The sequence below is a fragment of the Flavobacterium sp. NRK F10 genome, from assembly GCF_024054235.1.
Lineage (GTDB): Bacteria > Bacteroidota > Bacteroidia > Flavobacteriales > Flavobacteriaceae > Flavobacterium > Flavobacterium sediminis.
Genome location: NZ_JAMXLC010000001.1, coordinates 3010788 through 3024136, shown reverse-complemented (window position 1 = coordinate 3024136; position 13349 = coordinate 3010788). Strand labels below are relative to the sequence as shown.

Here is a 13349-nt window from a genome sequence, read left to right as displayed (position 1 = left end):
CGGCGGAAATATCGTAGATCCGTCTACTGCACTTACAGACGGTGCTTCTTATTATGCTGCTCATCAGGGAGCAAATTGTGAAAGCAGTACTCGTTTACAAATTGATGTTACCATTTTAGATGACGGAATTGCTTCTCTAAACGGAGAAACCCAAGCCGTATGTTACAGTAATAGTTATACTTATACAACTGATGCTAATATGTCGGACTATCAATGGAACGTTACCGGAGGAACTATCATCAGTGGTGGTGGAATTAACGATGATTTTGCAGAAGTTAACTGGGATAGTTACCCTGACGGAACCATTAGTGTAAGCTACCCTAATAATGCTGTATGTAATGGTGTTTCTGCCGAAAGTTATAATGTTGACATCGCTTCATGTTCTGATTTAACAATTACTAAAACAGCTGATAAAGAAAATGTTGCTGCCGGAGAAACTGTTGTGTTTACAATTACGGTTGAAAATAACGGAACCTCAACACTTAATGATCTGGATATCTCCGAGAATTTACCATCCGGTTATACTTATGTGAGCCACACTACTTCAACAGGAACATACGCCCTTGCAACCGGAAACTGGAACATTCCTGAGTTAGCTTCTGATAGTTCTGCTACTTTAATGATCACAGTTACGGTAAATTCTACCGGTGATTACTTAAATACAGCTACCGTTGTCACGTCTACACCTTTGGATACTGATCCCGGGAATAACGATGCTTCAGCAGAAGTAAATGTGATTTGTTTAACAGTTTACAATGAGTTTTCTCCTAATAATGACGGAGAGAACGACTACCTTATCATTGATTGCATAGAAAATTATCCGAACAACAAGATCGAGATCTTTAACCGATACGGAAATGTTGTTTACGAAACAGCTTCCTACAACAACAACTGGAATGGTATGGCAAATGTAGGCGGTGTTGTAAGTAAGGGAGAATATCTTCCGAACGGAACCTATTTCTATGTCTTAAAAATTGATGAATTAAACTTTTCTAAAACAGGTTGGATCTATCTGGCTCGTTAATTCATTGTAATCTAAAAAATAAACACCATGAAGCATAATAAATTTATTATAGGGATTGCTGTATTCGTTTCTTTCCTAACCGGAAATGAAATTGTAGCACAACAACAACCTCAATACACGCAATACATGTATAATACCATGAGTATCAACTCAGGATATACCGGAACAAACGGAAAACTGGAAGCAACGCTACTACATCGTTCCCAATGGGTAGGACTAGACGGTGCTCCCAGAACACAGGTCTTAGGAATACACGGTGAAACAGGAGCCAGAACCGGATTAGGCTTAAGTGCCGTAAATGACAGAATAGGCCCTATGAGTCAGCAGTATATCAATGCTAATTTTGCCTATAGGTTAAATATAAGTCAAAATACGATCTTATCACTCGGAATAAATGCCGGAGTCAACATTATGAACATTGATTGGTCTGAAGGTATGTACCAAAGTCAGACCGACAATGCCTTCAATGCAAATATTAACAGCTCTAGGTTGATCATAGGTTCCGGAGGTTTTCTATACGGTGAAAAATGGTATGCAGGACTTTCCGTTCCCAATTTCCTGATAACAGAATCTTACAATGATATTGAAGAATCCGTTATAAGAAGAAAGGTTCACTACTATTTACAAGGGGGTTATGTATTTGACATAGGAGAAGATTTTAAATTTAAACCGGCTTTTCTCATCAAAGCTGTTGAAGGTTCCCCCGTAACTTATGACGTCTCTGCTAATTTTATGTACAAAGAAAGATTCGTATTAGGAGCCGGTTATCGATTTACGGATGCCTTTTCTGCTTTGGCAGGATTTCAGATCACTCCTTCTATTTTCTTAGGCTATGCCTATGACAGAAGTATTACGAACCTTCAAAAATATAATGACGGTTCCCATGAAATCATTCTGAAATTTAATTTACAGAGCAAGTCTAAATTCGCAAAATCTCCTAGATTCTTCTAAAACCTAATCCTATGAAAAATATATTATTTATTTTATTCTTTTTTTCCGGCAGCTTGCTTTTTTCGCAATCGCTATTGGAAAAAGCAAACAAGCATTTTGAGGCAATGGAGTTTCAGGATGCCATAGAAAAATATGAAAAGTACCTTGAGAAAAACTCAAATGCAGGACAAAATACTTACTTGAAACTAGCTGATTCCTATTTCAATTTAACGGAATATGAAAAAGCACTCAAATGGTATAGCAAAGTCTATGAAATTCAACAAAATACAATGAGTGAATATAACTTTTTAAAATATGTTGAATGTTTAAAGGCAAATAGAGACAACGAAAAAGCAAATGAACTTTTAAAAAATTATTTTAAAAATGATACTGAAAAATTAAAGTTATTGGCTTATCAAAAAAAAGAACTGGATTCTTTAGATAAAAAAGATCCGTTGTTTAAAATCAAACATTTAGAGATCAATACTAATAAATCTGATTTCGGAACGGTAAAATACACCGAAAACAGAGTGATCTTCTATTCCACAAGAGATACTAGCAACTTATCCCAAAAAATGTATTCGTGGAACGACCAGCCTTATCTGAATACATATATCGCTGAACGTAACTTGACTACTAACGAGTTGCATAATGAAAGTTTGTTTTTGCAAAACCTGAAAACGAATTTTCACGACGCTACACTAACCTTCTCTCCTGATTTTAAACTGATCTACTTTACCGAAAACTATCTTAAAAAATCGAATAAGATAAAAGTGAACAAGGAAGGTTTTTCAAACATGAAGATCCTTAGAGGTAAAATTGAAGAAGATAAGGTTACAGATATTGAAGTATTACAATTCAATGATGTAAGTTACTCTTGTGCCCATCCTTGTTTAAGTGATGACGGAAAGTATTTATTCTTTGTTTCTGACATGCCGGGCGGATATGGTGAAACTGACATCTACTATTGTGAAGTATTTCCAGACGGCTCCATTAATACTCCTGTAAACGCAGGTCCTTACGTAAACACGGTAGGTAGAGAAATGTTCCCTTACTTCGAAAAGAACATCTTGTATTTTGCCTCTGACGGTCATTTCGGCTTAGGCGGTTTAGATATTTTTGAAGTAGAAATGAAAGGTAAGAACAATTTCTTACTGCCTAAGAACCTCGGAGCACCTATCAACAGTAACCGCGATGATTTTGCTTTTTCCATTTATTCAGACGATCACTATGGTTATTTTTCATCCAATCGCTCTTTAGGAAAAGGTGATGATGATATCTATTTCTTTACCAAAGAAGAAATAAAATCAGAACAATACTATTCCGGAACCGTATTAGACAAAACTACCGAACTTCCGTTGCCCGATGCTACGATAAGCGTTAAAGATGTTTTTGGTGATGAAGTTCAGTCCTTACAAAGTGATGCCGAAGGTAATTTTAATATTGCGTTGCCATGTGATTCTAACTTTACCGTTACATTCAGTAAACCGAATTACACAACTGAAACTGTAACTGTTACAACAACTTCAGAACCTATGAAAGAGATGAGCGATAATAAAATTTACCTGACCAGTTATGACAGTTTGGTAGAAAAAGACGGAGATGTTGAAAAGGTTAAAGTTAACCCAATCTATTTTGATTTAGACAAATACGCCATCACTCCTAAAGCCGAAATTGAACTGGATAAAGTAGTTTATACGATGGAAAAATTTCCGAATGTTAAGATCAAGATCGAATCACATACTGACTCCAGAGGTTCAGATGCTCATAACCTGATCTTATCTGATAACAGAGCCAAATCAACACAGGCCTATATTCTTTCCAAAGGAATCAGTCCGGAACGAATTGAAAGTGCTATTGGTTACGGAGAAACACGATTAAAAGTAAACTGTCCTAATGGCGTAAAATGTTCAGAAGAACAACACGCTATTAATCGCCGATCCGATTTTATCATCATCAGCAAATAATATTTACAGGCACCGGCTCTCTAAAGCGTTAGTTTAAATGAGTCGGTGTTCTTTAAAACTTATAACAAAATGAAAACAAAACTACTCAACAATCATGTACAAACTACTGCTAAGCTATTTTTATTAAGTTTTTTGTTCTTCTTTACAAAAAGCTGGTCACAAGTTGGTGTCAATACGATTACGCCTAATGCTACTTTAGATGTAAACGGAGATGTCATTATTCAGGATGTTCCTAAAGCCGATAAAAGTACTACGGATAAGGTTTTAGTTCTGAATAGTGCTGACAACCGGGTAGAAGCTATGAACTTTCCCAAATCTTTTGTAAAAGGTGTCGGCGGTTCCGGTTTTTCTATCTTGTCTCTTAGTCTGCTAAGCGGTTGGAACAAGGTTAGTTTCCCTGCTTTAGAATTTGATGAAAATTCCGATTTTGATACTGTAAATCAATACTTCACGGCTCCTATGGACGGTATTTACCATATTAGTGTGTATGTTAAAATGACATCTTTAATCAATATATCCAGCTTTGGCGTAGGAATATTCAGAGAAACGTCAGGTATGACTACACTTGTAGCTGATGAAACTTATGAGGCTTTATCGGTTTCTCTGTTAGGGATCGGCATAACTTCTCCGCCAACCAGAAGCGCACAAACTTTGGTAAAGCTAAATCAGGGAGATCGGATCTATTTTGGTATCCAAAGTAGTAACCTGACCATTTTTAATAATGCGGAAGCTCAGTTTTCGATCCATCAGGTTCATTGATCTATAATGATCTAATTGAATATCTTAACTAACATTTCTTTCATCAGATCATAATCTGTAACAGAATTAGCTCCCACACCCTTACTTTTCACATCAATTGACCGAAGTGTATTGACTATGGCACTGACTTTTTTCATAGGATAATTTCTGAAAGCTGTTTCATAGTCGCTTACAAAGTAAGGGTTAATCTTTAATACTTTGGCAACATTAGCTTTTGATTTATCTTTAAGACCATGATATTGCAGCAATTGTAAAAAGAAACTAAACACTAAACCATTGGTCACTACCAGAGGATTGTCTTTAGGATTTTTAGCAAAATAATCGATGATCTTATATGCCTTTAACTGATTGCGCTCGCCTATAGCTTTTCGTAGCTCAAAAACATTAAAATCTTTACTGATCCCGATATTTTCTTCAATATCTTTCGGTGTTATGGTATGACCTTTCGGCAATATGATCTTTAATTTGTCCAGTTCATTGCTGATCTTTGACAGATCAGTTCCTAAAAACTCGACCAACATAGCTGCTGCTTTAGTCTCAATGGCATAACCTTGTCCGTGCAAAACCCGTTTTAACCAATCGCCTACCTGGTTTTCGTATAATTTTTTACTTTCAAAAACAAGTCCGTTCTTCTCCAGAACTTTGGTTACTTTCTTTCTCTTATCTAAGGTTTTATATTTATAGGCAAACACTAAAACAGTGGAAGGTTGCGGATTTTCGGCATAGGCTTCTAATTTATCGATCGTTCTGGAAAGCTCTTGTGCCTCTTTTACTATCACCACCTGCCTGTCGGCCATCATCGGGAAACGCTTCGCATTAGAAACTATTTCTTCAATTGTTGTATCCCTTCCGTACAAAACCATCTGATTAAACCCTTTTTCATCTTCCGTCAATATAGAATTTTCAATAAACTCTGTTAATTTATCAACATAATACGGTTCTTCTCCCATAAAAAAATAAATGGGTTTAATTTTTCCGGCTTTAATATCATTGGTTATTTGAATAACTTGATCCATTTTTCAGTATTCAGATGTTAGTTGACTGTTGGCAGTTCTTTTTTATTACTTAATTTTGCTCTATGCAAAAATTAAATTTCCCGACATACTCCTTCCGGTTCAAAAATAGTGAAAATAAAACCTATATTTTTGACGTCATCCGAAAAAAGTTTTTGGTTTTCACTCCTGAAGAATGGGTTCGTCAGCATGTTTTACAGTTTTTTATCCATCAACATAAATATCCTGTTTCCTTTATTAATGTTGAAAAATCAGTAAAAGTGAACGGAACTTCAAAGCGTTATGATATCGTGGTCTATCGCAAGGATGGCAGTATCTTCCTTTTAGTGGAATGCAAAGCTCCGGAAGTTACTATTACACAACAGACATTTGACCAGATCGCCCGATACAACCTTACGCTAAATGCCTCATATTTAATGGTTACAAATGGAATAAATCATTATTTTTGTCAAATGGATTTTCAAAATGAAAAGTATCTTTTTTTAACAGATTTACCTAAATTTGAAGTTCCTAACCCATAAACTACAACTACTTTGAACAAAATCGCAATTGTAATTCTCAATTGGAACGGAGGTGAACTGTTACGTACTTTTCTGCCATCCATCATCCAATATTCACCCCAGGCAACTCTTTATGTTGCAGACAATGCTTCAACAGACAATTCCATAGCAATTGTTCAGCAAGAGTTCCCTACCGTAAAGATCATTCAAAACAAAGCCAATTATGGCTTTGCCAAGGGTTACAATGAAGCTCTTAAATTTGTAGAAGAACCTATCTGGGCATTGGTCAACAGCGATGTTGAGGTTACTGAGAACTGGCTCACTCCTATTGCAGAACTATTTGAAAGTGATGAGAACATTGCTATCGTCCAACCTAAAATACTGGATTTCAAAAATAAATCAGCCTTTGAATATGCCGGTGCAGCCGGCGGTTTTTTAGATAAATACGGATTTCCTTTTTGCAGAGGTCGGGTTTTTACCAGCGTTGAAAAAGACAACGGGCAGTTTGACGATATTTCAGATATTTTTTGGGCTTCCGGAGCTTGTTTTTTTATCCGTAAACAAGTATTTTGGGAAAAGAACGGATTTGATGAAGATTTCTTTGCTCATCAGGAAGAGATCGATCTGTGTTGGCGCGTAAACAGTAAAGGCTATAGTATTAAATATTGCGGTTATTCAAAAGTATACCATGTGGGCGGTGCAACATTACAAGTCGAGAACCCGAAAAAAACATTCCTTAACTTTCGGAACTCATTATGGATGCTGACGAAAAACCTTCCCAAAGAGAAATTATTCATTATTCTTTTTTCCCGTTTGGTTCTCGACGGCTTAGCCGGAGTCCGCTTTTTCTTTCAGGGACACTTTTCTCATGTGTGGGCAATCTTAAAAGCTCATTTTTATTTTTATAAAAATTTACGCAAAAACCTCCGAAAAAGAAAGAAAAGTAATTTAAAACACTATTATAAAATAAACTCGGTTATTTACAGTTATTTTATTAAAGGAAAGAAAACATTTGCTGAATTATTTTAACAATAGTTTAGCTTATAAAATTTTAATTTTCCGCCTATTTGTTTATAATTTTGTATTGAATTTAATCTCATTAACCAATTATGAAAAAAGCAATTGTTTCCATTTTAGTCTTATCACTTTCTTTGACTTCTTGTGTTTCAAAGAAAAAGTATGCAGATTTAGAAGCTAAACAAAAACAGACTCAGGATTTGTTAAACTCAGCGACCATGAAGTTAAACTCTTGCTTGACGGAAAGAGAGGCTTTAGCAAATCAGGTTGATTATTTAAAGAAAAATAATAGTGACTTGATCGACAGTTCTAAAGAATTGACCGTTTTAACTCAAAAAGGAGCTGAAAATCTTGAAAAATCATTAGAGAGTTTAAAAGAAAAAGATTTAAAAATATCAAGGTTACAAGACGCTTTAACGAAAAAAGACAGTGTAACACTTGCTTTGGTTACCAGTTTAAAAAGAGAAGTAGGTATTGACGATCCGGACATCAATATTAAAGTTGAAAAAGGAGTTGTAATGATCTCTATTGCTGATAACTTATTATTCAAATCAGGAAGTTATGAAGTAAGTGATAAAGCTAAAGGTGTTTTAGGAAAAGTCGCTAAAGTGATCAACAGTAAACCTGATTTTGAATGTATGATCGAAGGACATACGGATAATGTGCCTATTAAAAATGCTGTTTTATTAGACAACTGGGATCTTTCGGTAAAAAGAGCGACTTCGATCGTGAGAGTTTTACAAAACGATTTTAGCGTAGATCCTAAACAATTGATTCCTGCCGGTAGAAGTTTCTATATTCCGTTAGTCGATAATGATACTCCTGCAAACCGTGCTAAGAACAGAAGAACTCGTGTAATCATCATGCCGAAAATTGACCAATTCTATGACATGATCGAAAAAGAAATGAAAAACATGAGTGAAGGAAAATAAACAAATTTAATTTTAATATAATTTAAAATTGAAAAGGGCTGTGAGTAATCACGGCCTTTTTTCATTTCAAAAAAATAAGATCTTGCTCAAAGTAACTATACCTATCAACAAGACCAAGATCAATGAAACCGACTTAAACTTATCCTGAGGAATAAAATTAAGGAAATATTTCCCTATATAAGTTCCTACAAAGCCTATTACAACTAAAAAAGGCACATAAATCAAATCATGAGTATGTATGTATCCGTTACCGAAATACACAAAAGTCCGGGTAAAATCAATACTGAAATCAATTGCAGCCGAAGTGGCTATAAAAATCTCTTTTTCCAGATTAAAAGCAGCCATCGTTACTCCTCTGATAGCTCCTCCTGTTCCTAACAGACCGGCTGTAAAACCCGAAAGTGAACCTCCTAAAATAGTTTCTTTTCTATCTGTCCTGATTTCAAAATCCTTTTTCCACAATAAAAAACTACTAAAGATAATCAGGAAAATACCTAATATGATCTCTAATGCTTTAGCATTGATGAATTTGGTTAACATAGCTCCTACGATCACAAAGATCACGGACGGTAGCCCTAAACGCAATAATAATTTTTTATCTAAACCTTTCCGGAAGAGGGATATCTTACTGATGTTACTAGCTAAATGAAAAATTGCCGTCAAACCTAAAACCGATTGAAAATCAAAAAAGAATCCGGCCATCGGTACAAAAAAAACGGAAGAACCGAAACCTCCGACCGTTCCTACGATTTCAGCAAGAAGAGTTAACAGTAAAAAAAGATAACTGATTTTATCCAAAATTTATAATTTTTCAATTCTTATAAAAAGAAAAAAACTCCTGTAATGAGGAGTTCTTCTTTAAAAAATATTTTAATACACTACAGCTTATTCATATTTGCAGCCAGAGTTTCGATAAATTTCCCGATAGGTCCTTTTACCATCATAGCCATCATAGGATTAAAATCTCCTTCAAAATGCAATTGTACTTCACTGTTGTCTGCATCTACTTCCTTGATATCTCCCGTTAATGTAAACGGTAGTTTGCTCGAAGCCGCACCTAAAACCACTTTAGTATTAGGGGTTGCCTCTTTTTTAACCAATTTGATCTCAGGCATCCCTTTTAAACCGAATTCAAAACAATTTTCATCGATCACTTCAAATTTAGCAATATTTTCAGGCATTAACTTCTCGAAATTCTTAACGTCAGTCAGTGCATTAAATAAATATTCCGCAGATTTAGGTACATTTACTTTCGGACTTTCTAAATTCATTTTTCAGATATTTTTTTAATTATTGATTTCTATTTCCATTCAGACGGACTCACTTGCCATGCCTGTAGGGTTGACAATTCTACCTCATCTACATACTTCTTATCAATTGCTTTTTGCAACAAAGTTTCATAATTACTTAAGGTAAATACCTCAATATTTGCCTCAGCAATTTTCTGTTTAGAAACTTCAAAGCCATAAGTAAAGATAGCTGCCATTCCTTTAACTACAGCTCCTTCCTTTTTTAAAGCATCAACTGCCAGTAAACTACTTCCTCCGGTACTGATCAGATCTTCTACAACCACTACATTCTGCCCTTTTTGCAAAAAACCTTCTACCTGGTTTTGTCTTCCGTGTTTTTTAGGTTCCGGACGAACGTATACAAAAGGCAATCCCATATACTCGGCAACCAGTATTCCGATGCCTATGGCTCCGGTAGCTACCCCCGCAATCACATCGGGTTTACCGAATTTTTCTTCAATTCCTTTAGCAAATTCTTCACGAATATAATTTCGAACCGCTGGAAATGAAAGAATTAATCGGTTATCACAATAAATCGGAGACTTCCAGCCTGAAGCCCATGTAAAAGGATTTTTAGAATTTAATTTAATTGCGTTTATTTGTAAAAGCAATTCGGCTGTTTTTTCGGCGGTGTTTCTATTAAAAACCATATTGCAAATGTATAAAGTTTTTGTTAACGATAAACCACTTTTTTTAACTAACGAGGTACAAAAAGAAACGGATTTCCAGATTTTTCTTTTGGAAAGCATTGATATTAAAAAGCTTATCATAAAAATGTTTCAGAATAAAATTCAGAAAGCATTTTTATATCATCCGGATGAAAAACTGATCATGAAGACCTTAAAAGCTAAAATTCCGGTCGTAAAAGCCGGTGGCGGATTAGTTTTTAATGCCAAAGGCGAAGTTCTTTTTATCTTTAGGAACGGAAAATGGGATCTGCCTAAAGGCGGAACGGAGAAAAAAGAAACCATTGAAGAAACGGCAATCCGGGAAGTAGAAGAAGAAACAGGAGTAACCGGACTTAAAATCTCGCACAGGATCGCAAAGACATATCATGTCTTTAAACGCAACGGACGTTATAAACTGAAACAGACCTACTGGTTTGAGATGAAAACCAAATTTGACGGTATTCCAGAAGGGCAAATTGAAGAAGGCATAGAAAAAGTAGCATGGGTAAAACCAGAGGAGATCCCTACTCTATTGGAAAATTCCTATGAAAATATTAAATTGCTTTTTGAAAAAGAAAAGATGAACGTTTAACAGCTTGTAATCCCCTCTGCATGAAAAAGAACATAACTCTCGTACTTTCAGGTGGCGGTGCCAGAGGAATCGCTCATATAGGTGTTATTGAAGAATTACTGCAAGCCGGATACATAATCAACTCTATATCCGGAACCTCAATGGGAGCGTTAGTCGGAGGTATTTATGCCGTTAACAGGTTAAGCGAGTTCAAAGAATGGCTTTACAAGATCAACAAACAACGTATTTTTCAATTAATTGATTTTAGTTTTTCTTCACAGGGGTTGGTCAAAGGCGAACGCATCTTCAGAGAAATGAAAGCTTTTATTCCGGATGCTAATATTGAGGACCTGTCTGTCAATTATACGGCTACTGCTTTTGACATTGCGAATTACAGAGAGGTCGTTTTCAGACAAGGAAGCTTATTTAATGCTATCAGAGCATCGATCTCTATTCCAACCGTATTAACACCTGTTGTTATGGGAAACGCGGTTCTGGTCGACGGCGGAGTTGCTAATAACGTTCCGATAAACAATGCTATCAGAAGTGAAAACGATTTATTGGTAGCTGTCCATGTTAATGCAGATGTTCCCGACAGTAAAATTTCCTTAGCTCATGAAAAGGATTTAAAAGCTTTACACCTAGTAGCAGAACACGATTTACATCCTACAGGAAAAGAACGTACTAAAAAATTCAATTATTTCAATCTGGTTAACAATACGATCGTTACCATGACCAATCATATTTCAAGTATGATGATGGATCAGACCCCTCCGGATGTGCTAATTGAAATATCAAGAACCTCCTGTGGCGTTTTTGAATTTTACAGAGCAAAAGAACTGGTCGAGATCGGCAGACAAGCTTTTCACTCCCAAGCTGAAAAAATAGAAAAGCTGGCTACTACGAAATGACAAGCCTTTATTTCTCATTATTTTATCCTATAGACCGGATAGTGCCTATGGGCTTTTTCGTAATAATCAGAATGCGTGTAAACCCAGTCGAGTTGAGCCGAACTACTAGCTGCAAATTTTTCATCTGCTTTCTTTTTAGCTTCAAATTCTTCTTTTAGTTCCGGGTCAGAATCTAATAAATCTTTCGCTAAGTCTTCAAAAACGTAAGCAGAAAAATATTCTTTTTGCTGCAAAATAGGATCGAAAAAGTTCCAGTTAAAATAACTATCCACTGCTTCTGGTTCTAATGTTTCTAATAAGAATTTAACCCCTTTTTGCTGCGTGTCGATCATAAAATCTCCCTTTCGTAATTTTAATTTCTCTGTCTTTGATGTTACTGTTGTATTGTAATGCCCGTAATGTCCCTCATAAGGATATTTAGATGTTTCAAAAGAAGTTATGCTATAGCTTTCTACCTCAATTTCTGTATCTTCAGCTAAAGGCTGCATCTTAATTCCGTTTAGTTTCAACAATTCAACTACCGGCCATTGTGATTGCGGTACAATATAAAAACGAGGAATAATTATAGTTTTAGTTCCTTTATAATCAGCATAAAACGGAATCTCTTTGGTAAACGGTTGTTTTCTATCATAATACAAACGATCGTTACCCGAAACAGCACTTGGCTTATACCCGCCTTTATATCCTTTAAATTCTATAGATGAAACTTTTGTTGAATCCAATTGCCATTGCAAAGGATATTCTTTACCCGCTTTATAATTGGTCAAATTATCTTCTCTTAACTTTTTGATCTTTTGACGATTTTCATCTACATACTGAATGGTTTCCACCATATATTGATAGGTAACCGCTACCCTTTCTTTAAAAGGTTTTAGCATGTGTGTTTCCGGCACTGATCCCAAAGTATTGAACAACGTTGTATATCCCGTAGCATAACGTGGCGTATCCATAAATTGGGCAAATCCGTTATCAGGCATATCGCCATGAATATTTACATACGGAACACTTTCTATTTTTTTCTTTTTCAATTGTGCCATAATAGCCGGGTGCATTTCTTCTTTATAAAAAGTTCCTAATGCACCTCCCAACCGCTGATGTTGTGTCGCAATACAAGTAAAAGTATATTGGTAATCGGCACCGTTAGAGACATGATTATCAATAAACATATCCGGATTGACCTGATGAAAAATCTCCTGAAAACTTCTGGAGTTTCTGGAATCAGACTTTATAAAATCGCGATTCAAGTCATAATTGCGGGCATTCCCTCTGAAACCGTATTCTTCCGGCCCGTTCTGATTGGCTCTGGAGTGTGAGTTCCGATTTAACATTCCTCCGATATTATACACCGGAATAGCAACTACAATAGTATGCTCAGGCACTTTAATTTTGGCTGTAGCCAAATCGTGCATCAACATCATCGTAGCATCTATACCATCAGGTTCTCCGGGATGGATCCCGTTATTTATTAAGACAACCGCTTTCTCCGAATTAAAATCAAAGTTCTTATCCTTTGAAAAACAAACGATACGCAAAGATTCTCCACAATCTGTTAGACCCATTTCCCGTATTTGAATGGTTTCAAACTGATGCTCCAAATTCTGATAATAATTAATACACTCCTCGTAAGTAGTAGATTGATTCCCGTTGCCTTTTTCAAAAGGTGTTTGTAAATTGTTTTGAGCCAAACTGAATGTAAAATTCAACAAGGCTATATAGAAATATATACGCATAAAAAAAGCTTTACAATGCTGTAAAGCTAATTATTTTT

General features: G+C 35.7%; 14 protein-coding genes. 9 read left to right on the top strand and 5 right to left on the bottom strand.

What is annotated here, in order from left to right; translation table 11 throughout:
• From NHF50_RS13805 to NHF50_RS13790, 4 genes are all read left to right on the top strand, one after another.
• On the top strand, positions 1 to 1024 hold a 1024-nt coding region (locus NHF50_RS13805; protein WP_252777010.1), incomplete at its 5' end, for a gliding motility-associated C-terminal domain-containing protein.
• 27 nt (positions 1025 to 1051) lie between these two features.
• Positions 1052 to 1975, top strand: coding sequence for a type IX secretion system membrane protein PorP/SprF (locus NHF50_RS13800; protein WP_252777008.1), 924 nt, complete (start codon positions 1052 to 1054; stop codon positions 1973 to 1975).
• An 11-nt stretch (positions 1976 to 1986) separates the two neighbouring features.
• Positions 1987 to 3921: an OmpA family protein gene (locus NHF50_RS13795; RefSeq protein WP_252777007.1), complete on the top strand. Its 1935-nt coding sequence runs from the start codon at positions 1987 to 1989 to the stop codon at positions 3919 to 3921.
• Between the two features lie 69 nt (positions 3922 to 3990).
• Complete coding sequence (locus tag NHF50_RS13790) at positions 3991 to 4680, top strand: hypothetical protein (protein ID WP_252777005.1); 690 nt, start codon at positions 3991 to 3993, stop codon at positions 4678 to 4680.
• Between the two features lie 11 nt (positions 4681 to 4691).
• Here NHF50_RS13790 and holA read toward each other — a convergent pair whose 3' ends face one another.
• Entirely contained in the window at positions 4692 to 5696 is a 1005-nt protein-coding gene (holA, locus tag NHF50_RS13785) for a DNA polymerase III subunit delta (protein WP_252777003.1), read from the bottom strand.
• A 62-nt stretch (positions 5697 to 5758) separates the two neighbouring features.
• Between holA and NHF50_RS13780 the strand changes: the two genes are divergently transcribed.
• The 3 genes from NHF50_RS13780 to NHF50_RS13770 all read left to right on the top strand — a co-directional run bounded on the left by NHF50_RS13780 (position 5759) and on the right by NHF50_RS13770 (position 8142).
• On the top strand, positions 5759 to 6214 hold the full coding sequence (locus tag NHF50_RS13780; RefSeq protein WP_109570211.1) for a type I restriction enzyme HsdR N-terminal domain-containing protein: 456 nt from the start codon (positions 5759 to 5761) through the stop codon (positions 6212 to 6214).
• Between the two features lie 12 nt (positions 6215 to 6226).
• Complete coding sequence (locus NHF50_RS13775) at positions 6227 to 7222, top strand: glycosyltransferase family 2 protein (protein ID WP_252777002.1); 996 nt, start codon at positions 6227 to 6229, stop codon at positions 7220 to 7222.
• Between the two features lie 80 nt (positions 7223 to 7302).
• Positions 7303 to 8142 (top strand): OmpA family protein, encoded by an 840-nt coding sequence (locus NHF50_RS13770; RefSeq protein ID WP_109570209.1) that lies wholly within the window; start codon positions 7303 to 7305, stop codon positions 8140 to 8142.
• 66 nt (positions 8143 to 8208) lie between these two features.
• Here the strand turns inward: NHF50_RS13770 and NHF50_RS13765 are convergent, their stop codons facing one another.
• From NHF50_RS13765 to pyrE, 3 genes are all read right to left on the bottom strand, one after another.
• Positions 8209 to 8940 (bottom strand): sulfite exporter TauE/SafE family protein, encoded by a 732-nt coding sequence (locus NHF50_RS13765; protein WP_109570208.1) that lies wholly within the window; start codon positions 8938 to 8940, stop codon positions 8209 to 8211.
• Positions 8941 to 9020: 80 nt separating this feature from the next.
• Complete coding sequence (locus tag NHF50_RS13760) at positions 9021 to 9413, bottom strand: SRPBCC family protein (protein WP_252777001.1); 393 nt, start codon at positions 9411 to 9413, stop codon at positions 9021 to 9023.
• Between the two features lie 29 nt (positions 9414 to 9442).
• Complete coding sequence (gene pyrE / locus NHF50_RS13755; RefSeq protein WP_109570207.1) at positions 9443 to 10081, bottom strand: orotate phosphoribosyltransferase; 639 nt, start codon at positions 10079 to 10081, stop codon at positions 9443 to 9445.
• Positions 10082 to 10088: 7 nt separating this feature from the next.
• On the opposite strand from pyrE, the gene NHF50_RS13750 reads away from it, so the two are divergent.
• Together NHF50_RS13750 and NHF50_RS13745 are read left to right on the top strand one after the other, a co-directional pair.
• Positions 10089 to 10691 carry an NUDIX hydrolase gene (locus NHF50_RS13750; RefSeq protein WP_252777000.1) on the top strand — a complete coding sequence of 201 codons (603 nt, stop codon included), beginning with the start codon at positions 10089 to 10091 and terminating at the stop codon, positions 10689 to 10691.
• 20 nt (positions 10692 to 10711) lie between these two features.
• Entirely contained in the window at positions 10712 to 11581 is an 870-nt protein-coding gene (locus NHF50_RS13745) for a patatin-like phospholipase family protein (protein ID WP_252776998.1), read from the top strand.
• A 17-nt stretch (positions 11582 to 11598) separates the two neighbouring features.
• Here the strand turns inward: NHF50_RS13745 and NHF50_RS13740 are convergent, their stop codons facing one another.
• A complete protein-coding gene (locus tag NHF50_RS13740) occupies positions 11599 to 13311 on the bottom strand; it encodes a M14 family metallopeptidase (protein WP_252776996.1) in 1713 nt (570 codons plus the stop codon).
• Positions 13312 to 13349 lie beyond the last annotated feature (38 nt).

What these genes read in the sequence shown, in the direction of transcription:
- NHF50_RS13740 (WP_252776996.1), bottom strand. Translation starts at nt 13,311, where the DNA reads ATGCGTATATATTTCTATATAGCCTTGTTGAATTTTACATTCAGTTTG.
- NHF50_RS13790 (WP_252777005.1), top strand. Translation starts at nt 3,991, where the DNA reads ATGAAAACAAAACTACTCAACAATCATGTACAAACTACTGCTAAGCTA.
- holA (WP_252777003.1), bottom strand. Translation starts at nt 5,696, where the DNA reads ATGGATCAAGTTATTCAAATAACCAATGATATTAAAGCCGGAAAAATT.
- pyrE (WP_109570207.1), bottom strand. Translation starts at nt 10,081, where the DNA reads ATGGTTTTTAATAGAAACACCGCCGAAAAAACAGCCGAATTGCTTTTA.
- NHF50_RS13770 (WP_109570209.1), top strand. Translation starts at nt 7,303, where the DNA reads ATGAAAAAAGCAATTGTTTCCATTTTAGTCTTATCACTTTCTTTGACT.
- NHF50_RS13750 (WP_252777000.1), top strand. Translation starts at nt 10,089, where the DNA reads ATGTATAAAGTTTTTGTTAACGATAAACCACTTTTTTTAACTAACGAG.
- NHF50_RS13780 (WP_109570211.1), top strand. Translation starts at nt 5,759, where the DNA reads ATGCAAAAATTAAATTTCCCGACATACTCCTTCCGGTTCAAAAATAGT.
- NHF50_RS13745 (WP_252776998.1), top strand. Translation starts at nt 10,712, where the DNA reads ATGAAAAAGAACATAACTCTCGTACTTTCAGGTGGCGGTGCCAGAGGA.
- NHF50_RS13760 (WP_252777001.1), bottom strand. Translation starts at nt 9,413, where the DNA reads ATGAATTTAGAAAGTCCGAAAGTAAATGTACCTAAATCTGCGGAATAT.
- NHF50_RS13795 (WP_252777007.1), top strand. Translation starts at nt 1,987, where the DNA reads ATGAAAAATATATTATTTATTTTATTCTTTTTTTCCGGCAGCTTGCTT.
- NHF50_RS13800 (WP_252777008.1), top strand. Translation starts at nt 1,052, where the DNA reads ATGAAGCATAATAAATTTATTATAGGGATTGCTGTATTCGTTTCTTTC.